Genomic DNA, 22,185 nt, shown 5'->3' with positions numbered 1-22,185 from the left:
CAGGAGGGATCGGGAGCCCGCCACCCGAAGGCGGCACGGTCGGGGCCCGCCTCCTCCAGGAGGTTTCCGTTCCCGCGACCGTCAGCGCCGACGGCGTCGATGCAGCGCGAGCGCCAGCAACAGCAGCCCCGCCACCACCGCTCCCGGCGCCGGGGCACCCGTGCAGCCGACCCCTCCTCCGAGGTAGTCCAGCGCGTCCGGCGACACCGGGTTGCCCTCGTCTCCCGCGTCGTCGGCGCCACCATCCGGCGTGCCGGCGTCCCCTTCATCCGGAGCGCCACCGTCCCCGCCGGCCGTGCCCGCGTCGTTCCCCGGCGAGGCGCCACCGTCGCCCGGCGTGCCTGCGTCCTCGCTCGTCGAACCACCGTCCCCAGCGGGCGTGCCCGCGTCGCCGCCACCTGTCGGGCCACCGTCCGCCGGACCCGCATCGCCGCCGCCCGTCGAGCCACCGTCGGCCGTGCCCGCATCACCTCCAGACGTTCCGCCGTCGGCCGTGCCCGCATCACCTCCAGACGTTCCGCCGTCCGCCGTGCCCGCATCACCTCCAGACGTTCCGCCGTCGGCCGTGCCCGCGTCGCCGCCCGTCGTGCCACCGTCCGGGCCGCCAGCGTCGGGCGCAGGCTCCACCTCTATCCGCCACTCCCACTCCGCGGGCTCCTCGTCCCTCACCCCGTTGTCCATATTCACCGAGTACACCCAGAACGTGTGGTCTCCCGGGGCGAGGCCCTCCCGCTCCCACGTGGCGGTGTGGCAGGGCGTCTCGGGCTCGTCATCCAGCACGCAATAGAACTCGGCCCGCGGCACGGTGGACTCGAAGGTGAAGGTGGCCGTGGTGGACGTCGTGACGAGGTCCGGCGCGGTGAGGATGAACGTGTCCGGGGCAGGCCGGTCGCCCGCGAGGGCGGAGGGCACCATCAGCAGCCCCAGCACCATCAGCAGGAAGGCCAGCGCCCGCGCCAGCTGCGCGCGCACGATGTGGAAGCTCAGCGGAGCAATCATGGCGTGCCCTCCCCGGCGCTGCCCGGCGTCGCGGTGGCGGGCGGCGGGACGATGTGGAACTCCACCCGGCGGTTGCGCTCACGGCCGGCGGCGGTGTCATTGGTGTCCGCGGGCACGTCCGGGCCGCGGCCCACCGCGCGCAGCCGCTGCGCCTCCACCCCCCGGCGCTCCAGCTGCGCGCACACCGCCTCCGCGCGCGCCTGCGACAGGCGCCGGTTGTACGCGGCCGAGCCGATGTTGTCCGTGTGCCCCTCCACCACCACCTGCGCCAGCTCCGGGTGCTCGAGCATCACCTTTGCCACCTGGTCCAGCAGCGGGTACGAGCGCGGCAGCACCACCGCCCTGTCGAAGGCGAAGAAGATGCGCTCGGTAATCTCGATGCGCGTCTGCGTGAGGTACACCACCTGCGGCACCGACTCCGGGCAGCCCTGGTTGTCGGCCGGGCCCGGCTCGCGCGGGCAGTTGTCCACGCCGTCCGCCACCGTGTCCGCGTCCTGGTCGGGCACCTCCACCGCGTCCGGCTCCGGCGGGGCCGCGCCGTCTCCGAACGCGGGGTCGTCCACCACGGCCAGCGCGCCGTCACCCGGCAGCCCCTCGCGCACGCCCCCGTGCTTCGGCTCCGGCGCGCGCGCCACGACGGGCACCTGCGGCTTGGGGCGCGGCACCGCCAGCGGGTCGAAGCCCACGCCGGCCAGCACGCGGAACGCGGGCACCCCGGGCGCCACGCCCAGGCCCGGCCCTCCCAGGGCAAACACCTCCAGCCGCTCGCTGAAGAGGTAGCGCGCGCCGGCCAGCACCTCACCGGACCACAGGGCCCCGCCGGTGAGCGGCGCGGCGGCGCGCACGCTCAGCTCACCGCGCAGCGGGCCCTCCACGCTCGTCACCCCCAGCGCGAACGGCAGCTCCGAGCCCACCGTGTGCGAGCCCACCTGCACCCGGCCCCGCAGCCGCGGGCCCGCCTCCAGCGACAGGCGCATCCCGTCCACCCGCCGGCCCAGCGCCAGCCGCGGCGCCACGCTCCAGCGCCCGTCGCCCAGCAGCGCCTCGCGGCGTCCCAGCGGCAGCCCCACGTCCACCTCCGCCGCCAGGTCCACCAGCGCGCCGTCCGCCTCGCGCAGCACGCCCACGCGCGCGCTCACCACCGGCGTGCCCGCGCCCGAGCGCCGCAGCTCCCCCAGGCCCAGCCCCGCCAGCGACATGCCCCCCTGGCCCACCAGCACCGGCATCGCCGCGCCCACCTCCAGCCGCGGGTGCAGCGCCATGGCCGCCGCCAGGTGCAGCAGCGCGCGCTCGCGGACGACCTCTCCCACGCGGCGCCCGTCCCGCACCACGACGAGCGGGCGGTGCTGGTAGTGCGTCACCACCGCCAGCCGCAGCGCCCCCGGCTCCAGCAGCAGGCCGGACGAGCCCAGCAGCGCCGCGCGTGCGGTGGGCGTCACCGTCAGGCGCTCCAGGTCGAAGGCGGGCAGCGGCGGTGGCTCGGCGGCCACGGCGGCGGTGCCCATGAGCAGCAGCGGCAGCGCGGCGCGGACCAGCCGGCTCCAGGACGGGGGAGGGACAAGGCTCATGGAGGGGGCTCCGGGGTCTCCCGAAGGTGGGCAGCGCACGCCGCCAGGGCGTCCCTCCCTCGGGGCGCACCCACCTGTCCTCTCCCGCGCACCGTCCATTCGCGGACGGAACGGTCGGCGGTGGCCCGGCCGTGAGCAGCCGGGCAGGAAGACTCCACCCTGGGGCGCTTGTCACCCCGCTCCGTCCCTGGCCTCATGGGGCCCAGGGGGCCGGCCCGAGCTCAACGTGACGCAGATGACTCTTGGACAGAGGTGGCGGAGACGCGCCCCCAACGCGCGTGCAGTGGCGCTCGTGCTGGGGCTGCTCGTGCCGGTGTTCGCGGTGCGTGCTCAGGAGGGTGGGCCCCTGTCGGATGGCGGCGTGCCCGACGCGGCCTTGGTGGTGGAGCAGGCCCCGCGGGCCGCGGAGGTGGAGCTGCTGCGCACCGACGCGGGCTGGACGGTGGACACCGGCGCCCCCGCGGCCCTGGACGCGGACGCGGACGCAGACGCGGACGCAGGCGTGGCCCAGGCCCAGCCCGCCTTCGTGCCGCCGTCGCTGGTGGCGGACTCGCCCGCGCCCTATCCGCCGCAGCTCGCCGCTCAGGGCGTGGCCGGCGTCGTGAAGCTGGAGCTGCTCATCGACGAAGCTGGCGAGGTGGAGTCCGCCACGCTGGTGGAGGCCCTCCACCCGCAGATGGACAGGGCCGCGCTGCACGCCGCGCCCTCGCTGCGCTTCACGCCGGCCACCATGGACGGGCAGCCGGTGCAGGTGCGCCTGTTCTTCGAGTACCGCTTCGAGGCCCCCGTCCCCCTGGCCCAGGCGGATGGCGGCGTCGCGCCCGAGGGCCCCGTCACCCTGCGCGGCCTGGTGCGCACCAAGGGCAACCGCCGCCCGATTGCAGGCGCCACGCTGTTGTCGGACGTGCTGCCGGACGCGCCGGTGCAGACGGACGCGGAGGGCCGCTTCGAGGCGCGCTGGCCGGAAGGCCCGCACCGCGTGCGCGTGCTGGCGCCGGGCCACAAGCCCTTCGTCTTCCGCGAGAGCCTCAAGGTCAAGGAAGCGCTGGAGGTGGTGTACGGCCTGGAGCCGCTCGTCATCAACCCGTACGAGACGGTGGTGCGAGGAGACCGCGACCGCACCGAGGTGAGCCGCATCACGCTGCACGACGCGGAGCTGCGCGAGGTGCCCGGCACCATGGGCGACCCGTTCCGCGTCGTCATGCTGCTGCCGGGCGTGGGCAGCATGCTGTCCGGCGTGGCGTACCCCGTGGTGCGCGGCAGCCAGCCCGCGTCCACCGGCTACTTCCTGGATGGCATCCGCGTCCCCATCCTCTTCCACCTGTTCCTCGGGCCGGCCGTCATCCACCCGGACTTCATCGACTCCATCGACTTCTACCCGGGCACGCCGCCGCCGAAGTACGGCCGGCTGATGGGCGGCGCCATCGACGGGCGCCTCAGCCGCCCGCGCGACGACCGCGTCCACGGCAGCGCCTACGCGGACCTCATCAACGCCGGCTTCTTCATCGAGAAGCCCTTCAAGGACACCGGCACCAGCGTCAGCCTCGCGGGCCGCTACTCGTACACGCCGTGGCTCATCGCCCTGGCCGCCAACAGCCTCCAGGCCCCGCCCGCGCCCGGCCGGGAGAATCCGAAGGTGGTGCTGGACTTCTGGGACTACCAGGGGCGCGTGGAGCAGGACGTGGGCAAGGGCAAGCTGCGGCTGTTCGCCTTCGGCTCGTCGGACACCTTCGGCACCGAGGCGCAGGACGAGTTCGGCGACACCGCGCTCCAGTCCATCATCTTCCACCGCGTGGACCTGCGGCACCGCCACCCGGTGGGCCCGGGCGAGCTGGAGCTTGGCGGAACGTGGGGCCTGGACCGCTTCGCCGTCGTCAGCCGCAACCCGCCCAGCGACGCCACGGAAATCTACATCGACCAGGGCACCTGGTCCGCGCGCCTGGGCTACACGGTGCCCGTGTCCAAGCGGGTGGCCCTGCGCGCCGGCGCGGACATCGACCACAAGCGCGCCGTCGTCGAGCTGGTGGAGCAGGAGGGCACCCCCACCCCCGACATCGAGACGGCCCCGGTGGCGATCGGCACCTTCATGGGCGCGTGGGCGGAGGTGGTGTGGCAGCCCGACGACAAGTGGTCCGTGGTGCCCGGCCTGCGCGTGGACAACTACCACCTGGCGCCCAACATCGACCGGGAGGCGCTCGAGCCGCGCCTCACCGTGCGCCACAAGCTGACCGACACGCTCACCCTCAAGGGCGGCGCGGGCCTGTTCCACCAGCCGCCCACCTCCCTCATCAGCCTGCCCGTGGTGGACGTGGGCAGCCTGTTCCTCGGGCTCCAGGAGGGCGTGCAGGTCTCCATGGGAGCCGAGTGGAAGGCCTGGAAGGGCCTGGAGGTGGGGCTGGACGTCTACGTCAACCCCATGCTGCGCACCGTCGAGCTGACGCCCTTCTCCGACGAGGGGCTGGTGGACGACGTGGACGGCGAGCTGCCGGATGACGGCGAGCTGCCGGGCGGCGCGCGCCACGTCCGCGCGAACCAGCAGGACGATGACGACGACGACAGCGGCATCCCGGACCGGGACGACATCGACTTCCCGGACTTCACCAGCACCGGCATGGCCTATGGCCTGGAGCTGCTCATCCGCCACCCGCTGGGGGACAACTGGTTCGGCTGGCTCTCGTACTCGCTGCAGCGCAGCACCCGCCAGACGCGCTTCAAGAAGTACGACTGGCAGGGCAACGTCATCGGCGAGGACGAGAAGAACCTGCCCTTCGTCTTCGACCAGACGCACATCCTCAACCTGGTGCTCAGCTACAAGTTCTCCAACAGCATCACCCTGGGCGGGGTGTTCCACTTCAACACCGGCCGTCCGGAGTCCGGCGCCCTGGGCACGCAGACGCACCGCGAGGGCTCGGACAGGGACAACCGGGATGTCTGGGTCCGGCAGAACCGGGACCGGGTGGACCGGCTGCCGCCCTTCTTCCGCTTCGACGTCCGGCTGTCCAAGGCCTGGGTGTACGACACGTTCAGCCTGGAGGCCTACGCGGACATGCTCAACGCCACCATCAGCCAGGAGACGGTGGGCTTCGAGTACACCGGCGGCGACGGGCGTCCCCTCCGGAAGGAGGCGGTGGGGCTTCCCATCGTCCTGCCCATCCTGGGGGTGAAGGGCCGCTACTGAACCGCACGAGTGACGGATAGCTCACGCTTGCCCGGCAGCACTCCTGGCTGCCTGGGCATGCTGGCCACCTCGGCGGTGTAATCGTAGGCTGTCGCACTGTTCCAGGGGGCTCGGCCTCGCGGTCCCGGGTTCCCTGGGCCTCGGGACGCAGCCCCGCATGGCCGTTCACCCAGGTGACCTCTTCATGTTCCAGGATGGGATTCCGACGATGGGAGGGTTGCTGCGGCGCCTGGGGGCGGCTCCGCTCCGGACGGTAGGCGCGCCCAACCTCGCCCTGGCGGCCCACCGCCTGGCTCCGGAGGAGCCCCCCGGCCGCCCGGCGGTGGACGGCCTGCAGCCCCCCGCGGTGCTGCTGGTGGACGACAACGCCGCCAACCTCGTGTCGCTGGAGGCCATCCTCGAGCCGCTCGCGGTGCGGATGGACAAGGCGTCCTCCGGGGAGCAGGCCCTGCGCTTCCTCTTGCGCGAGGACTACGCCGTCATCCTGCTGGACGTACGCATGGCGGGGCTGAGCGGCTTCGAGACGGCGGCGCTCATCAAGCAGCGCGAGCGCACGCGCAACGTCCCCATCATCTTCCTCACCGCCTACGGCCGGGATGACGTGGAAATCGTCACCGGCTACGCCACCGGCGCGGTGGACTTCCTGCAGAAGCCCTTCCCGCCGGAGGTGCTGCGCTCGAAGGTGTCCGTCTTCGTGGACCTGTTCCGCGCGCAGCAGCAGGTGCGGCGCCAGTCGGAGCTGCTGCGGCAGAAGGAGGCCGAGGCCCGGGACGCCGCGCTGCGCGCGTCCGGCTACATCGACCGGCTGCGCGACTTCGCCGCCCGGCTGTCCGAGGCGACCACGGTGTCGCAGGTGTGCCGTGCCCTCTTCGAGCAGGGCCTGGTGACGGCCGGGGCGAAGGCGGGCGGCGTCAACCTGCTGGACGCGTCCGGCGAGGTGCTCGAGCTCGCGGACTCCATCGGCTACCCGGAGTCGGTGCTGGTCCAGTGGCGGCGGATTCCCATGGCCCTCTCCGTCCCGCTCACCGAGGCCGTGCGGGAGGGGCGCCCCATCTGGCTGTCCTCGCTGGAGGAGTGGTCCGCGCGCTACCCGGGCGTGGATGCGAGGGGCGTCCATGAGGCGGCCATCGCCCTGCCGCTGCTGGTGAAGGGGCGGGCACTGGGCGCCATCGGCCTGTCGTTCGCCCGCGAGCGGGCCTTCTCGGAGATGGACCGGGCCTTCTTCACCGCGCTGGCGCATGCGTGCGCGCAGGCGCTGGAGCGGGTGCGGCTGTCCAGCGAGGAGCAACGCTCCCACGCGCAGGCGCGGGCCGCCGCGGCCCGGCTGCAGGTGCTGGCGGAGGCCTCCGACGCCTTCAGCGGTGCCAACCGCGACCTGGGCGCGCTGCTGGACACCATCGCCCGCCAGGTGGCCGGCTACCTCAAGGACTCGTGCGCCATCCACCTGCTCTCCGACGACGGCGAGCGGCTGGAGCTGGCCGCCTACCACCACGAGGACCCGGAGCAGAATCGCCTCCTGACGGAGGCGCTGCGGCGGGTGCCGATACGCCCGGGCGAGGGCTACAACGGACGGGTGCTGCAGACCGGCCAGTCGGTGTTCGCCCCGGTCATCACCCCGGAGCAGCTGTCGGCCACGGCGAAGCCGGAGTACCTCATCACCGGCTCGCACGTGCACAGCCTTGTGTCGGTGCCGCTGCTGCTGGGCAACCAGGTGATGGGCACGCTGGCGGTGGGCCGCTACTCCACGGCCGACAGCTTCATGCCCGAGGACCAGGAGCTGCTGGAGGCGCTGGCGGCGAAGGCGGTGCTCTCCATCGAGAACGCGCGCCTGTTCGCCGAGCAGCAGCGCTCGCAGGAGGAGCTGCGGCGGCGCGCCGAGTTCGAGCAGCAGCTGGTGGGCATCGTCTCGCATGACCTGCGCAACCCGCTGGCGGCCATCTCCATGTCCGCGGGGCTGCTGGAGAAGAAGGGCGAGCTGTCCGACTCGCAGAAGCGCATGGTGGTGCGCATCACCCAGGCCACCGAGCGCGCGGCGCGGATGATTCGCGACCTGCTGGACTTCACCAAGGCGCGGCTGGGCGGAGGCATCGCCCTGCACCGCCAGCCGGTGGACCTGCGGGACGTCGTGCACCAGGTGGTGGACGAGGTGCTGCTGGCGCACCCCGGGCGGCGCGTGGAGCTGGACGTGGCCGCCGAGATGAAGGGCGAGTGGGACCCGGACCGCATCGCCCAGCTGCTGACGAACCTGCTGGGCAACGCGCTGACCTACAGCCCGGCGGAGGCGCCGGTGCGGGTGCGCGCGCACGTGGACGGTGAGCACGCGCTGCTGTCCATCTTCAACGGCGGTGCCCCCATCCCCCCGCAGCTGCTGCCGCGCCTGTTCGAGCCGATGACGCGCGGCGCGCTGAAGGAGGGCCAGTCCAGCCGGAGCATCGGCCTGGGGCTCTACATCGTCAGCGACATCGTCCGTGGCCACGGCGGCGGCGTGGAGGTGGTGTCCTCCGCGGAGGACGGCACCACCTTCACCGTGAGGCTGCCCCGTCAGTCCACCTGAGGTATAGGTCGGGACTGACCCGCTGTGACAGGAGCGGCCGCCTCTCCCGGAGGTGGCCGGCCACCTCATGCGCTACCTCCTCGCGACGCTCACCCTGCTGAGCGCGCACGCCCTGGCCCAACCGAAGCCCGCGACGCCCGCTGCGTCGACGAAGCCCGCGCCGAAGCCCGCCGCGTCGCTGGACACCTCATTCCTCCGGGAGCTGTCGGAGACGAACTACTTCGGCCTCGGCCGCCCCGGCTTCTCCCGCATCACCCCGGACGAGCAGACGGTGTACTTCCTGCGCGCGTCGCCCGCCTCCCGGCTGCAGACGCTCTTCGCCTTCGACGTGGCGACGGGCCAGACGCGCGAGGTGCTCACGCCGGAGGCGCTCCTCAAGGGCGCGGAGGAGCAGCTGTCCCCCGAGGAGAAGGCCCGGCGCGAGCGCATCCGGCAGCGCGCCGCGGGCTTCACCTTCTTCTCGCTGTCCCGCGACGGCCAGAAGCTCGAGCTGGCGCTGTCCGGCCGGCTGTATGTCGTCGAGCGCGCCTCCGGGAAGGTGACGGAGCTGAAGACGGGGCCGGGCGTCATCGACCCGCACTTCTCGCCCGACGGCCGGCAGGTGGCGTACGTGCGCGACAACGACGTGTACCGCGTGGACCTGGCCACCAACACCGAGCACCGGGTGACGCGGGGCGGGACGCCGGCGAAGACGCACGGCCTGGCCGAGTTCCTCGCCCAGGAGGAGATGGGCCGCTACTCGGGCTTCTGGTGGAGCCCGGACGCCAGGCGCATCGCGTACACGGAGGCGGACACGTCCGAGGTGGAGAAGCTGACCATCGTCGACGTCATGCGCCCGGAGGCCGGCGCCCAGACCTTCCCCTACCCGCGCGCGGGCAAGGCGAACGCGAAGGTGCGGCTGGGGCTCATCCCCGTCACGGGTGGCAAGACGACGTGGGTGGACTGGGACGCCGGGAAGTACCCGTACCTCGCCGCCGTCACCTGGCCGGAGAAGGGGCCGCTGACGCTGCTGGTGCAGAACCGCCTGCAGACGGAGGAGCAGGTGCTCGCGGTGGACGTGCAGACGGGGAAGACGCGCGTGCTGCACACGGAGCGGGACGAGGCGTGGGTGGAGCTGTCTCCGCCCTTCCCCGAGTGGCTCCCGGATGGCACGGGCTTCCTCTGGTACACCGAGCGCAACGGCGCCCCCGAGGTGGAGCTGCGCAACGCGGACGGGAGCCTCGCGCGCTCGCTGGTGAAGCCCGACGCGGGCTTCCGCGCCCTGGTGCGCTACCTCCCCGCGGAGGACACGCTCTACTTCCTCGGCGGCCCCAACCCCACCGAGCGCTACCTGTGGCGCGTGGTGAAGGGCGGCGCGCCCACGCGCGTGACGTCGGGAGGCCCGGCGCTGGAGATGGCGCGGATGAGCGAGAAGGGCGGCCTGCTCACGCTGAACACCGAGGGGCCCGCCAGCCTGCGGCGCACGTACGTCCTGAAGGCGGACGGCACGCGCGTGGGCGAGCTGCCCTCGCTGGCGAAGGAGCCTCCCTTCCAGCCCCGGCTCGAGGTCCGTCAGGTGGGCAAGGAGCGCTTCTGGACGTCCATCGTCCGCCCGCGTGACTTCAAGCCGGGCGTGAAGCTGCCCGTCCTCGTGGACGTGTATGGCGGCGCCATCATCACCAGCGTCCACCAGAGCATGGGGCAGCACCTGATGGCGCAGTGGATGGCGGACCAGGGCTACATCCTCGTGAAGTTCGACGGGCGCGGCACGCCGCTGCGCGGGCGGGACTGGACGCGCGCCGTGAAGCACAACCTGGGGCTGGTGACGCTGGAGGACCAGGTGGCCGCGCTGAAGGCGCTCGCGGCGGAGGTGCCGGAGGTGGACCTGAAGCGCGCGGGCATCTTCGGCTGGAGCCACGGGGGCTACATCAGCGCGCTCGCCGCCATGGAGCGGCCGGACGTCTTCAAGGCCGCCGTGGCCGGCGCGCTGGTGACGGACTGGCGCGACTACGACACCCACGTCTCCGAGCGCCTCCTGGGCCTGCCCCAGGAGCAGCCGGAGGCGTACGAGCGCAGCTCGCTGCTCACCTACGCGAAGCAGGACAAGCCCATTGGCCGGCTGCTGCTCATCCACGGCACCGCGGACGACAACGTGTACTTCTTCCACGCGCTGAAGCTGTCAGACGCGCTGTTCCGCGCGGGCAGGCGGCATGAGCTGCTGCCCCTCAGCGGCCACACGCACATGGTGGGGGACCCGCTCGTCAACCAGCGCATGTGGGAGTGGGTGATGCGTCACTTCCGCGAGAGCCTGTAGCCCTCGGAGGCTCGGGCGCGAGTGCTCACGGGTGAGCACTGCGCGTCCTGGATGGACCGGGGGACAGGTCCGCGCGCGGCGAGACATGTCACGCTGTCTCGCCGCGAGGACTCCGCCCCAGGTAGGGGTTTTCCAGGGTGGGTGCGCGGCGCGCTGGGGGAAAGCCGATGGTGGGTCTGTCATCTCTACCGGGCGCTGCCCTGGCATGGACGCCCCATGCGGGAAGTCCGGCGCCCTGCATCCTCTTCGTGCCGCTGCGGGGCCCCGCCTCGGAGGTGCTCGACTTCCAGTGGGCGTCGCTCAACGCGGCGGCCGAGGACGTGGTGCGCGACTGGGGGCTGGACTCCCGCGTGTCGCGCTGGCCGGCGGGGGGCGTGAGCGGGCTGGAGCTGGAGGACTGTGTCCGCCTGGGCACCACCGGCGTGCCGCTGTCCGTCCCGCTGCACGTGCGGCGCGAGGGCCTGGACGCGCGCTTCCACGCCGTGGCGGTGAAGGACGGCGAGGGCTTCGCGCTGTGGCTGCTGCCACCCGTGGAGGAGGACGCGCGCGCGCTGCGTGAGACGCTGGAGCGCGAGCGCGAGGCGCGGCGGCGGGCGGAGGCGGCCCTGGAGGAGTCGCGGGCGCTGCGCGCACGAGAGGAGCTGCTGCGGCTGGCGCTGTCCACCGCGCGGATGGTGGCGTGGGAGTGGACGGAGGCGCGGCGCGCCGTCACCTGGTCCCAGGAGGCGGATGCCTTCTTCGGGCAGCTGCCGGGCACGCTGGGCACCACGCTGCCGGGCTTCCTGTCCTGCGTGGTGGTGGAGGACCGGCCGAAGGTGGCGCGCGGAATCGAGCAGGCGCTGGCGGCGGACGGGCCCTACACCCTCAAGTTCCGCTGCCGCCACGCGGACGGCGCCACCCACTGGTACGAGGCCGTGGGCCAGGGGCTGCGCGACGGCGAGCGCGCGCACCGCATGGTGGGCGTGGTGGTGGACTGCACCGAGCGCGAGCAGGGGGAGTCCACGCTGCGCGAGGCGGAGGAGCGCTACCGGCTGGCGGCGCGCGCCACCCATGACGTGCTGTGGGACTGGGACCTGGCCGGCGGCGGCGTGCGCTGGGAGGGCGTGACGGGCGAGCTGTTCGGCTACGGCGCGGGCCCGTCGGGCCACGGCCTGGACTGGTGGGAGGCGCGCGTCCACCCCGACGAGCGCGAGGGCGTCGCGGCGGGGCTGCGCGCCTTCGTGGCCTCCACCGGCGCGGCGTGGCAGGCCGAGTACCGCTTCCTGCGCGGCGACGGCACCTGGGCGCACGTGCTGGACAGGGGCGTGCTGGCGCGCGACGCCGCGGGCCGGCCGGTGCGGATGATTGGCTCCATGATGGACATCACCGAGCGCCACCGCGCCCTGGAGCGCCTGTCGCAGGAGGCCCGCTTCCGCGAGCGCTTCATCGGCATCCTCGGCCATGACCTCCGCAACCCGCTGAACGCGATAACGCTGTCCGCGCGGGCGATGCGGCGGCGCAGCACCCTGAGCTCCGCGCACCAGCAGCTCGCGCAGCGCATCGAGACGAGCGCGGCGCGGATGGGGACCATGATTTCAGACATCCTGGACCTCACGCGCGCGCGGCTGTCCGGCGGCATTCCCCTCAACCTGGCGCCGGTGAGCCTGGCCACCGTCTGCAAGCAGGTGGTGGAGGAGCTGACCGCGGCGTGGCCGGACCGCTACATCGCCTTCGACGTGGAGGGCCGAGCGGACGGCATCTGGGACGCGGACCGGCTGGCGCAGGTGCTCAGCAACCTGGTGGGTAATGCGCTGGAGCACGGCGCGGCCGACGCGCCGGTGATGCTGCGCTGCATGGAGCACGACGCCTGGCAGGTGCTCGAGGTCCACAACCCGGGTGCCCCCATACCCGCTGCGCAGCTGGCGACGCTGTTCGACCCGTTCCGTCAGGCGGGGGTGGCGCGTGAGAAGGGCCGGCGCCGGGGTGGACTCGGACTCGGCCTGTTCATCGTGCGAGAGATTGTCCAGGCCCATGGGGGCGCGGTGCGCGTGTGCTCGTCCGAGCTGGATGGCACCACGTTCACCGTGACACTGCCTCGTGACACACGTCAGGCGCGCGCTCCGGGAGGCTCCGCGGCGGCGCGTGATACCTGAGTCATTTGTGTCTCGAAGGTCCGGCTTGCGTCGATAACACGTCGGAGCGTCATGCGGCGCACGGACTACGTGTTTGCCGTTAGACCGACGGGCGCGAACTGCACGTGGGGACACCTGTCAGTTCTCGCGGGAAGGCTTACCGGTTGTGTGACCGCACGAAGCGCGCGGTCACCCCCAACGCGGAGGCAGTCCCATGCACCCCTTCACCTCTCAGACCTCTTCACTCTCCGAGGTCACCCGCATCCGGAGCCGCACTCCGCGCAGCTGGGGCTGGGTGCCGATGCTGCTCTGCGTCGCGGCCGTCGGGTGCGGGCCCGCCGAGCCGGGGATGGAGCTGGAGGGCGAGTCCCTTGGCACCCACGCTGGCGGGGTGGTCTCGCAGAACGGCCTCTCCACCAACGGGCTCTCCACGAATGGCCTGTCGACGAATGGCTTGTCGACGAATGGCCTCTCCACCAACGGGCTCTCCACGAATGGCCTGTCGACGAACGGGCTGTCGACAAATGGTTTCAACACCTGGTTCACCGAGAACCCGGCCCGCTCGGACGAGGTGATGCGCTACATCGCACGGTGCGCGCTCGGCCCGACGCAGTCGCTGAGCTACACGCACGCGGGCACGACGTATACGTGGACGGGCGTGCTGGGGCTGGCGCCGAGCTGGGCGGGCGGGGCGCCGGCGTCGCTGATGGAGCAGCACTCGGTGTCCGCGTGCCTGGCGGCGCACGTGAACAAGTACGGGGTGCACCTCAACATCTCGGTGCTGGGCCGCGACGCGCCGGGCACCGTCATCCCCACCACGTCGGGGGAGCTGCAGACGTACGGCCAGCCGGAGGCGGTCTTCTTCGGCAACCTCTTCAACGGCGACGGGCTCTTCGCGGCGAACGACACGGACTACCTGGCGTATGACCAGAGCACCGTGCGCGCGTGCGGCCTGGCCGCGTACAGCGAGGCGCCGGCCTGCGGCACCGTCGTCACGCACGTGGGCATGGCCCGGACGTACTGCACGCTGGACGCGTCGCGGACGCACTACTCGCGCTGCGTGTACAACGGGAAGACGTTCTACCGCCCCCTCAACACGCGCATCCGCGCGCAGGACATCTACCGCTGCGGTGACGGCGTGTGCCAGCTGTCCGAGAGCTGCGGCACCGGCAACACCGCGGCCAGCTGCGCGGCGGACTGCGGCGCCTGCCAGTGAGCCGGAGTGCCCGCGGCGGCTGACTGCGCCACGGGGGAAGGGGAGGGCGGAGTGCCTGACGCCCTCGACGTCGCGGTGGCTCACGGAGCGCCGCAGGAGAGCCACTGGCCCAGCAGCAGGCGCTCGTCCATGGACGGCGTGGGAGACGTGGCCGGAGGCATCGCGGTGTTGGGCCCGTTCGGTCCCGCCGCCGAGTGCGAGTCGATGGCTGTGGCCCACTCGCGCACCTGCTCGGGAGTGTCGAAGTCGACGCCCTCTGGAGCACCCGCGCGCGCCTCGCCCGTCACGCTCGCGCTGTGACAGGACAGGCAGTACCTCTCCAGGAAGTCCCGGCCGAAGCTGTCGGCGGTGGGCCCCGCCGAGGGCGGACACCGCGCGCCCGAGGGCCGGGTGTGTACCGGCTCCTCCTCGTGGCCACGGCCGTCGTCGGAGCCTCCGCAGCCTCCACCTCCACCACTGCCGCCACCTCCTCCGCCATGGCCGAGGCTCAGGCCCGCGAGGACCCACAGGGGAACGAGGCGCAGGAGGGGGCGTCTGGACATGAGCAACTCCGTTGCGGTGGAGTGGGAGGGGTAGGCACCCGACCCTCTTCCGGGCCAGCGAGCCGGAGGGGCCGCGATATGTCCGGAACCGCCCCGCGTTCCTGGACGAAGGCGCCGCGACAACTTGCCACACCGGGCCGGACGGTGGGCTCTGCTACCCATCCTCGCCGTCAGGGGCCGCTTGCGCCCTCGTGGAGGTCCATCGATGAGTGTCGTCCTGAAGTCCGCGCGTTGGCTGCTGCCCGCCCTCCTCCTGGCCCAGGGCTGTGACTCGGGTGGGAACGAGCCCGAGGCCGAGAAGACCTATACGGTGCGCTTCAGCCCCCAGGTGCGCGAGCAGACGCTGGCGTGCGGGACGAGCTACACGGACATCGGCACCTCGCGCAGCGTCATCGAGCTGCTGGACTTCAAGGTGTACGTGCGGGACGTCACCCTGGTGCGCGCCACGGGCGAGCGGCACAAGCTGAAGCTGGAGCAGGACGGCACGTGGCAGCGCGAGGCGATTGCGCTGCTGGACTTCGAGGACGGCACCGGCACGTGTGACACGGGCAGCCCGCAGGTGCGTACTCAGATTGTGGGCACGGCGCCCGAGCACGACGACTACACGGGCCTGGAGTTCAAGCTGGGGCTGCCGCCGGACATGAACCACCTGGACGGAGCCACCGCGCCCGCGCCGCTCAACGCGCCGGGCATGTGGTGGAGCTGGCAGGGGGGCTACAAGTTCGTGCGCCTGGACGTGCGCTCGCGCGCCAACGACAGCTACTTCTTCCACCTGGGCGCGTCCGGGTGCCGGGGCTCCGTGCCCGAGGGCTTCACCTGCACGTCGGAGAACCAGGCCGCGGTGACGCTGACGGGCTTCCACCCGGACCGCAACCAGGTGGTGTTCGACGCGGCCGGCCTGTACGCGCAGCTGGACGTGGACCGGGTGGTGGACGGGAGGACGGACACGCTGGCCGGCTGCATGTCCTCCGCCGCGGACCCCGAGTGCCCGACGATGTTCGAGCAGCTCGGCCTGGCGGTGGACGGCACCGCGCGCCCCCTGCCGGGCACCTTCATCCGCGTCCGCTGAAAGCCGGGAGCTCCGTCATGACGTTCCACTCCGCTTCCGCTCGCGCGGTGCTGCTGGTGGCGCTGACCGCGGCCTGTGGCTCCGACGAGGTCGACGATGGCACTGGAGAGCCGAAGCCACCCACGGTGGAGCGCTCGCCGGAGCTGGACTCCGTCACGCTGAAGAGCCAGCGCGGCGGCACCAGCCACAATGCGGGGAGCAACTGCATGTCATGCCATGGGCCCAACGGCACCGCGCCCGGCCTCTTCACGGTGGCGGGCACGGCCGTCAACGCGCGACGCGAGGCGAACCCGGACGCCACGGTGACGCTGTCCACCGCGTCCAACGGCGGAGGCACCCTGGTGCTGACGCTGGAGGCGGATGCGAATGGCAACTTCTACACGACGGAGGCGGTGCCCCTGACGACGCAGGCGCTCTACCCCCGGGTGACCAGCCGGGCGAGCGCGTCCGTCAACTTCATGCCGTTCCCCACGATGTCGGGCGCCTGTAACGTCTGCCACGTGGGCGGCAACCCCGTCGACCTCGACTGATGGAGCGGCCAGGGATGTCCCACGCGTGGAAGGTGAGCGCCGTGCTCGGCGCGGTGCTGTCGGTGGGCTGTGGCGAGGAGGAAGGCCCGGAGCCCCAGCTCGCGCCCGCGTACGAGTGGCGGCTGCCGGCGGGCTTCCCAGAGCCCTTCGTCCCGGAGGACAACCCCATGTCCGAGGCGAAGGTGGACCTGGGGCGCCACCTCTTCCACGACGTGCGGCTGTCGGGGAACGGGACGCTGGCGTGCGCGAGCTGCCACGAGCAGGCGCGGGCCTTCTCGGACGGGAAGGCGACGCCGGTGGGCTCCACGGGGCACCACGTCCCGCGCAATGCGCCGGGGCTGGCGAACGTCGCGTACCTGGGCACGTACACGTGGGCGAACCCGCTGCTGGAGACGCTGGAGGCACAGGCGCTGGTGCCGCTGTTCAACGAGGTGCCCACGGAGCTGGGCCTGGCGCCGAGGCTGGACGAGGTGCTGGGGCGGCTGCGGGAGGACGCGCGCTATCCGGAGCTGTTCCGCGCGGCGTTCCCGGAGGAGGCGGAGCCGATTGGCAAGGACGCCATCGTGAAGGCGCTGGCGTCGTTCCAGCGGACGCTGCTGTCGGGCAGCTCGCCGTATGACCGGTATCTCCAGGGGGACATCACGGCGATGACTCCCTCGGCGAAGCGGGGGATGGAGCTGTTCTTCGGCGAGACGGCGGAGTGCTACCACTGTCACAGCGGGCCGCACCTGTCGAACTCGTTCCGGGCGAAGGGCTCGGTGCTGTCGGGGAGGCAGTTCTTCAACACGGGCCTGTACAACCTGGACGGGCAGGGGGCGTACCCGCCGGACAACCCGGGCCTGTTCGAGTTCTCGGGCAAGGCCTCCGACCAGGGGCGCTTCAGGGTGCCGCCGCTGCGCAACGTGGCGCTGACGGCGCCGTACATGCACGACGGCAGCATCGCCACGCTGGAAGCGGTCATCGACCACTACACGTCGGGCGGGCGCAACGTGACGGAGGGGCCGTTCATCGGGGATGGCAGGACGAATCCCAACAAGGACCCGCTGGTGCGCCCGTTCGAGCTGACCGCCGCGGAGCGCGCGGACCTGATTGCCTTCCTGGAGAGTCTTACGGACACGGCGTTCATCCAGGACCCGCGCTTCTCCAATCCGTGGCAGTGACTCAGCCGCCGGCCTGGCGGCCCTCAATCGCGCACAGCAGCACGGCGGCGGCGATGCCCAGGCGCCGGTCCAGCCGTCCGTCCCTGTCCATGGAGAAGTCCAGGTCGATCTTCTGGATGAACGGGTTGAAGCGCTGGGTGAACGTGAGCACCGGCGCATCTCCGATGGTGCCCGTGAAGGTCTGCGGAATCAGGTTGGTGAGCAGGCGCCGCACCAGCGCCATCACCATGCTGTCCTCTTCAATCTTCCCCACCTCCTGGTCGTTCACGTCCAGCACCAGCCACTGGTCCCTCAGGAGGGAGCGGAACGCCTTGCGGCGCAGCGCGCCCAGCCGCTTGCCCGTGGCCGGGTCCGTGACGTCGTACGTGGCGCCGAAGTCCAGGATGCTGCGCGCCTTGATGGTCAGCAGCTCCTGCTGCATGTCCTCGCCGCTGTAGATGCGCAGGTCCTCCTTCAGCTTGAAGGCCTTCATCTTCGAATAGAAGGCGACGTTGCCCGCCTCGTCGTAGATGTGGAAGGCACCGCCGAAAATCTTGAAGAACTTGCGGCGAACCATGTACCGGCTCTGGCCGAAGCGGCCGGGAGCCAGGTCACTGCGAGGGCGTTGCTGGAGTCCTGTCGACATGGGTTCCCCCTAACGTGAAGTCCCGAGCGGGGCCAGTGAAGACTCTGGCTCCGCCCGTCACCGGGACGGAGGGTACTTCTGAAGCTTGCGCTGCAGCGACCGCCGGTGGATGCCGAGCTTGCGCGCTGCCTCGGAGATGTTGCCCGCACAGTCGGCCAGGACTCGGTTGATGTGCTCCCACTCCGCGCGCGCCAGTGACGGTGCCTCGAACGTCTCCGGTGCCGCGAGCGCCGGCTCTCCCGACGCCCGTGCGAAGGCGGCGAGGATGTCATCCGCGTCCGCCGGCTTCGGCAGGTAGTTCACCGCCCCCAGCCGGATGGCGTCCACCGTGGTCGCGATGCTGCCGTAGCCGGTGAGCACCACCACGCGCGTGGAGGCATCCACCGCCAGCAGGTCCCTCACCAGCTCGAGGCCGCTGCGGCCCGGCATCCGCAGGTCCACCACCGCGTACTCCGGTGACTCGCGGCGCGCGGCGGCGAGCGCCTCGTCGTAGTCCCCCGCCGTGGTGACGTCCCATCCCCGCTCCCGGAAGGCACGCGCCAGCCGCTCGCGCAGCGTGGCGTCGTCATCCACCATCAGCAGGCTGGGATGGTGCGCGCCGCTGGCGCCTGGCGAGCTCATGACGCCACTCCCGCGCGATGGCGCGCGCCGCCCCAGCGCGCCAGCATCGCGGCGTGGCCCGCTTCACACCGGCCCACCGTGCTCATGACGCCACCTCCGCCCGGGGCTCGCCCACCGGGAGCGCCAGGCTCGCGGTGGTGCCCTGGCCCGGCGACGAGCGCAGCTCCAGCGAGCCACCCAGCTGCTCCGCCAGCGTGCGCGCCAGGAACAGTCCCAGCCCCATGCCCTCACCCGGCGCCTTTGTCGTGAAGAAAGGCTCTCCCGCGCGTGCCAGCACCTCCGCCGGCATGCCCGCCCCGCCGTCGCGCACCTCCAGCCTCGCGCCCGCCGTCTCCGCCCGCACCCGCAGCTCCACCGACTTCGACGCTGGCGACGCCTGCAGCGCGTTCTTCACCAGCCCGCGCAGCACCCGCGCCAGCGCGCGCGGCGGCCCATGCACCCGCCACCCGCTCAGCTCTGCCGGCACCTCCACCCGCACCCGCTCCACGCCCGGCAGCTCCGCCAGCGAGTCCTCCACCAGCCTGCCCAGCGCCACCGCGTGGAAGGGCTCTCCCGTCGTCTGCCCCGCATCCGCGGACATCTGCACCAGCACGTCGCGGCAGCGGTCCACCTGCTGGCGGATGAGCCGCAGGTCCTCCCGCACCGCCTCGGGCGTCCCCGAGGCCGCCAGCGCGCGCTCCACCTCCTTCGCCACCACGGCAATCGTCGACAGCGGCGTGGACAGCTCGTGCGCCGCGCCCGCCGCCAGCGTCGCCAGCGAGGCCACCTTCTCCCGCCGCGCATGCAGCGCCCGCGCCTGCGCCAGCTCCTGCTCCCGCGCCCCCAGCGCCCGCGTGACGCGCTGGACGAAGTAGACGATGAAGCCCGCCGCCACCGCGAACGCCACCCACATGCCGTTCAGGTGCAGCCGCATCAGCTCCGCATGGTCCGGCCGAGACAGCCCCGCCGGCAGGTCCAGGTCCTGCGACACGAACAGCGAGCCGAACGCCGCCAGCGTGAAGGCCAGCAACCCCCACGTCCACCGCGCCGGCAGCAGCACCGTGCCCAGCGCCACGTTCACCAGGTACAGCGTGGTGAAGGGGTTGTGCGTGCCACCACTGAGCGCCAGCAGCCCCGTGAGCACCAGCGTGTCCCACAGCATCAGCTTGCCGATGGTGCCCTCCGTCACCCGCCGCGCCCGCGTCAGCCACGCCCGTACCGACAGGTTGGTGAGCGCCTCCAGCCCCAGCAGCGCCGACAGCACCGGCACCGGCAACGCCAGCTCCAGCCCGTACGCCGCCACGGCGATGACCACCGCCTGTCCCAGCAGCAGGCCCCAGCGCAGGCGCAGCAGCCACTCCAGGTTGATGCGCGTCCGCGAAACGGGCTCGGACTCGGAGGACAGGGGGACGGCGGGCGTCATGGCACCGCCATCATGGCGCAGCGGCGGGCCGGAGCGAGGCCGAGCGCGCCACGTTCCCCAGCAGGTCCACCCGCGTGGGCGCCTCCTGGGGGCTCACCCCGTCCAACCACGTGTCCCAGGCGAGCGAGAAGACCAGCGTCGCCTCGGGCGTCTCCTCCGACAGCGTCAGCCCGTCCATCACCACGTCCACCGAGGCGCGGCCGCTCGACTCCACCTCGAAGGGCCGCGCGTCGCTGCCATCCTCCGCGGCCAGCGTGCCTCGCAGGTGCAGGCTGCGGCCCACCATGTCCACGGGCTCGGCGCCCGCTGCCGCGGAGTCCAGTCCCTGGGCATCCGCGTCGGCCGGCTCGAAGGTGAGCCGCGCACGGCAGTAGCGCCCCGGCGGCGGGCGCAGTACGCCCAGCTCGCGCACCTCGCCGTCCGCGCGCCCCAGTCCCAGCACGTGCGGCGTGCCCAGCCTCCGGGGGCTGGACGCCGAGTGCGCCCACGCGGTGCCCACAGGCGACAGCTCGCGCAGCAGGCGCCGCCACCCCGTCGCCTCGCAGGGAAACAGCTCCACGCTGCCCAGCGTGACGAGCGCGCCGGACAGCGACGCGCGGGCGCCCTCGTCGGTGAGCAGGGTGCGCACGCCCTGTGCTTCCACGGCGGAGCGGGCGCGGGTGGTGGTGAGCCCGAGGGTGAGCCGCAGGCCCTCCACGCGCTCGCCGCCACCGCAGGCGGTGAGGGACAGGAGGACGGCGGAGGCAGTCACGACGGAGCGCATGGTCTCAGAGGTCGTACGCGACGGACAGCATCGCGATGGGAGTGGGGGCCACCCGGCCCCGGAGCTGGTTGAAGAAGGGCACCCGCACGCCCGCCGCGAGGACGACGTCCGTGGCCGGGCTGAAGAGGACGTCGGGCGACGCGTAGCCGATGACGCCACCGCCATCCCGCTCCTTCTCTCCGTCGATATCCGCCGCCGCCTCGATGCGGCCGTCGAGCCCCAGCCGCACCGCCCACCTCGGCGCGGGCTGGTACTGCGCGGCCAGCGTGGTGCGCACGGACGCGCCGGCGCGGAAGCCCTGGATGCCTCGCGTGGGCAGGAAGCCCGTGGCGCTGGCGAGGAAGGACCAGTCGCCCCGGAAGTGCTGGTACGCCACGCCTCCCAGCGGATCCACCGAGCCGCTGCCGAGCTGCGTGTCCAAATCCAGGAGCGTCCCATCCTCCGCGCGCAGCTCGGGCGCGGTGGGCAGCTTCACGCCGACGAGCACGCTGAAGAGGTGGTCCGCGGAGAAGGCCTTGTCCTGGAAGAGGAACACCTTCGCGCTCAGCTCCAGGTCTCCCACCCCCCAGCTGCGCTCGCGCGCGAGGCTCACGTCGCGCACCTCGCGGGCCTGGAGGGGCAGGGTGGCCGAGAGGAACAGCCAGGGCAGTGGCGCGTACGCGGCGGCCACGTCCATGCGCGCCTCGCGCAGCCGCAGCGCGTCCTCGCCGTCGCGTCCCACCGTGTGGCCCCAGCCGCGCACCGTGGAGGACAGCCGCAGGCGCCCGGAGAACGGCTGCTCGGTACCCATGGAGGTGAGCGTGGGGTCCCCGCAGGCGCAGGTGGCGCAGGCCCAGGCACGCGGGCCAGGGGCCAGCACCAGCGCGCTGGCGACAAGGAGGATGGCGGCGAAGGTAGGTTTCACGAGCGGCGGGAAGATACGTTGGGAGGTCCGGCCGGGCGTGCGGCGAGTTGTCGCAGCGGCCGGGAGCGGACGGGGACCCTGTACTTCCGTCGGAGGGCAGACGGGGAGGCGAGCGCCCGCTGTCCAGGAGGAATCAATGCCCACCTTATGAATGACTCCCGTCCGCCAGGGTTGTGGGGGTGGGAGGAGGGATACAGGGAGGATGTCATGGGCGTGCTCGCCCCGCTTGGCCGGCTGCTCTTCTCGGCCATCTTCATCACCAGTGGTCTCAACCACTTCTTCCAGCTCCAGGCGCTGACGGCCTATGCCCAGGCGTCCGGCGTGCCCGAGCCCCGGCTGGCGGTGCTGCTGTCCGGAGTGGCGCTGGTGGGAGGTGGCCTGTGTGTGCTGCTGGGCGTGTTTGCCCGCCTGGGCGCGGCGGCCATCGCCGTCTTCCTGCTGGCCGCGGCCTTCATGGTCCACCGGTTCTGGCTCATTCCGGATGCGGTGGCGGCGCAGGAGCAGCTCATCCACTTCATGAAGAACCTCTCCATGGCGGGAGGCGCGCTGCTCATCGTCTATTTCGGCTCTGGCCCCTTCAGCCTGCGGGGCCGCAAGCGAGAGGAGGGGCTCGGCGGCGGGCGGCTCGGGGTGCCCTTGCGGCACTGAGC

The 22,185-nt window shown here is 72.4% G+C and carries 17 protein-coding genes; 9 read left to right on the top strand and 8 right to left on the bottom strand.

Translation table 11 applies throughout. The features are described from left to right. Positions 1-81: 81 nt before the first annotated feature. Positions 82-999, bottom strand: coding sequence for an MYXO-CTERM sorting domain-containing protein (locus tag LXT23_RS21795; protein WP_253982147.1), 918 nt, complete (start codon positions 997-999; stop codon positions 82-84). Continuing rightward, positions 996-2,567, bottom strand: a complete 1,572-nt coding sequence (locus LXT23_RS21790) for an OmpA family protein (protein WP_253982146.1) — start codon at positions 2,565-2,567, stop codon at positions 996-998. The genes LXT23_RS21795 and LXT23_RS21790 overlap by 4 nt, the downstream gene beginning before the upstream one ends. 235 nt (positions 2,568-2,802) lie before the next feature. Here LXT23_RS21790 and LXT23_RS21785 point away from each other — a divergent pair, with 235 nt between their 5' ends. The 5 genes from LXT23_RS21785 to LXT23_RS21765 all read left to right on the top strand — a co-directional run bounded on the left by LXT23_RS21785 (position 2,803) and on the right by LXT23_RS21765 (position 13,919). Beyond that, entirely contained in the window at positions 2,803-5,745 is a 2,943-nt protein-coding gene (locus tag LXT23_RS21785) for a TonB family protein (protein ID WP_253982145.1), read from the top strand. A 157-nt stretch (positions 5,746-5,902) separates the two neighbouring features. Continuing rightward, entirely contained in the window at positions 5,903-8,299 is a 2,397-nt protein-coding gene (locus tag LXT23_RS21780; protein ID WP_267146702.1) for a GAF domain-containing protein, read from the top strand. Between the two features lie 67 nt (positions 8,300-8,366). Then, the gene (locus LXT23_RS21775) at positions 8,367-10,592 is read left to right on the top strand and encodes a S9 family peptidase (RefSeq protein WP_253982144.1); all 2,226 of its coding nucleotides are present in this window, start codon (positions 8,367-8,369) and stop codon (positions 10,590-10,592) included. Positions 10,593-10,759: 167 nt separating this feature from the next. Further along, positions 10,760-12,724: a sensor histidine kinase gene (locus LXT23_RS21770; protein WP_253982143.1), complete on the top strand. Its 1,965-nt coding sequence runs from the start codon at positions 10,760-10,762 to the stop codon at positions 12,722-12,724. A 193-nt stretch (positions 12,725-12,917) separates the two neighbouring features. Continuing rightward, the gene (locus tag LXT23_RS21765) at positions 12,918-13,919 is read left to right on the top strand and encodes a hypothetical protein (RefSeq protein WP_407692900.1); all 1,002 of its coding nucleotides are present in this window, start codon (positions 12,918-12,920) and stop codon (positions 13,917-13,919) included. A gap of 80 nt (positions 13,920-13,999) precedes the next feature. Here LXT23_RS21765 and LXT23_RS21760 read toward each other — a convergent pair whose 3' ends face one another. Further along, a complete protein-coding gene (locus LXT23_RS21760) occupies positions 14,000-14,461 on the bottom strand; it encodes a hypothetical protein (RefSeq protein ID WP_253982142.1) in 462 nt (153 codons plus the stop codon). Positions 14,462-14,666: 205 nt separating this feature from the next. On the opposite strand from LXT23_RS21760, the gene LXT23_RS21755 reads away from it, so the two are divergent. From LXT23_RS21755 to LXT23_RS21745, 3 genes are read left to right on the top strand one after another with little or no spacing between them, the layout of a single operon-like run. Next, positions 14,667-15,530, top strand: a complete 864-nt coding sequence (locus tag LXT23_RS21755) for an MbnP family copper-binding protein (protein ID WP_253982141.1) — start codon at positions 14,667-14,669, stop codon at positions 15,528-15,530. A gap of 17 nt (positions 15,531-15,547) precedes the next feature. Then, a complete protein-coding gene (locus tag LXT23_RS21750; RefSeq protein WP_253982140.1) occupies positions 15,548-16,060 on the top strand; it encodes a hypothetical protein in 513 nt (170 codons plus the stop codon). A gap of 14 nt (positions 16,061-16,074) precedes the next feature. Then, a complete protein-coding gene (locus tag LXT23_RS21745) occupies positions 16,075-17,220 on the top strand; it encodes a methanobactin export MATE transporter MbnM (RefSeq protein WP_253982139.1) in 1,146 nt (381 codons plus the stop codon). Position 17,221: 1 nt separating this feature from the next. Here LXT23_RS21745 and LXT23_RS21740 read toward each other — a convergent pair whose 3' ends face one another. The 5 genes from LXT23_RS21740 to LXT23_RS21720 all read right to left on the bottom strand — a co-directional run bounded on the left by LXT23_RS21740 (position 17,222) and on the right by LXT23_RS21720 (position 21,535). After that, positions 17,222-17,845 carry an LURP-one-related/scramblase family protein gene (locus LXT23_RS21740; protein WP_253982138.1) on the bottom strand — a complete coding sequence of 208 codons (624 nt, stop codon included), beginning with the start codon at positions 17,843-17,845 and terminating at the stop codon, positions 17,222-17,224. A 57-nt stretch (positions 17,846-17,902) separates the two neighbouring features. Then, the gene (locus tag LXT23_RS21735; protein ID WP_253982137.1) at positions 17,903-18,466 is read right to left on the bottom strand and encodes a response regulator transcription factor; all 564 of its coding nucleotides are present in this window, start codon (positions 18,464-18,466) and stop codon (positions 17,903-17,905) included. 82 nt (positions 18,467-18,548) lie between these two features. Further along, a complete protein-coding gene (locus LXT23_RS21730; protein WP_253982136.1) occupies positions 18,549-19,868 on the bottom strand; it encodes an ATP-binding protein in 1,320 nt (439 codons plus the stop codon). Positions 19,869-19,878: 10 nt separating this feature from the next. After that, on the bottom strand, positions 19,879-20,631 hold the full coding sequence (locus LXT23_RS21725) for a hypothetical protein (RefSeq protein WP_253982135.1): 753 nt from the start codon (positions 20,629-20,631) through the stop codon (positions 19,879-19,881). 4 nt (positions 20,632-20,635) lie between these two features. Continuing rightward, a complete protein-coding gene (locus LXT23_RS21720; protein ID WP_253982134.1) occupies positions 20,636-21,535 on the bottom strand; it encodes a transporter in 900 nt (299 codons plus the stop codon). A gap of 207 nt (positions 21,536-21,742) precedes the next feature. On the opposite strand from LXT23_RS21720, the gene LXT23_RS21715 reads away from it, so the two are divergent. Further along, positions 21,743-22,183 (top strand): DoxX family protein, encoded by a 441-nt coding sequence (locus LXT23_RS21715; protein ID WP_253982133.1) that lies wholly within the window; start codon positions 21,743-21,745, stop codon positions 22,181-22,183. Positions 22,184-22,185: the final 2 nt, after the last annotated feature.

The sequence above is a fragment of the Pyxidicoccus xibeiensis genome (assembly GCF_024198175.1).
GTDB classification, from domain to species: domain Bacteria; phylum Myxococcota; class Myxococcia; order Myxococcales; family Myxococcaceae; genus Myxococcus; species Myxococcus xibeiensis.
The sequence above is the reverse complement of the archived record's forward strand: the minus strand, read 5'-3'. Positions and strand labels throughout refer to the sequence as shown.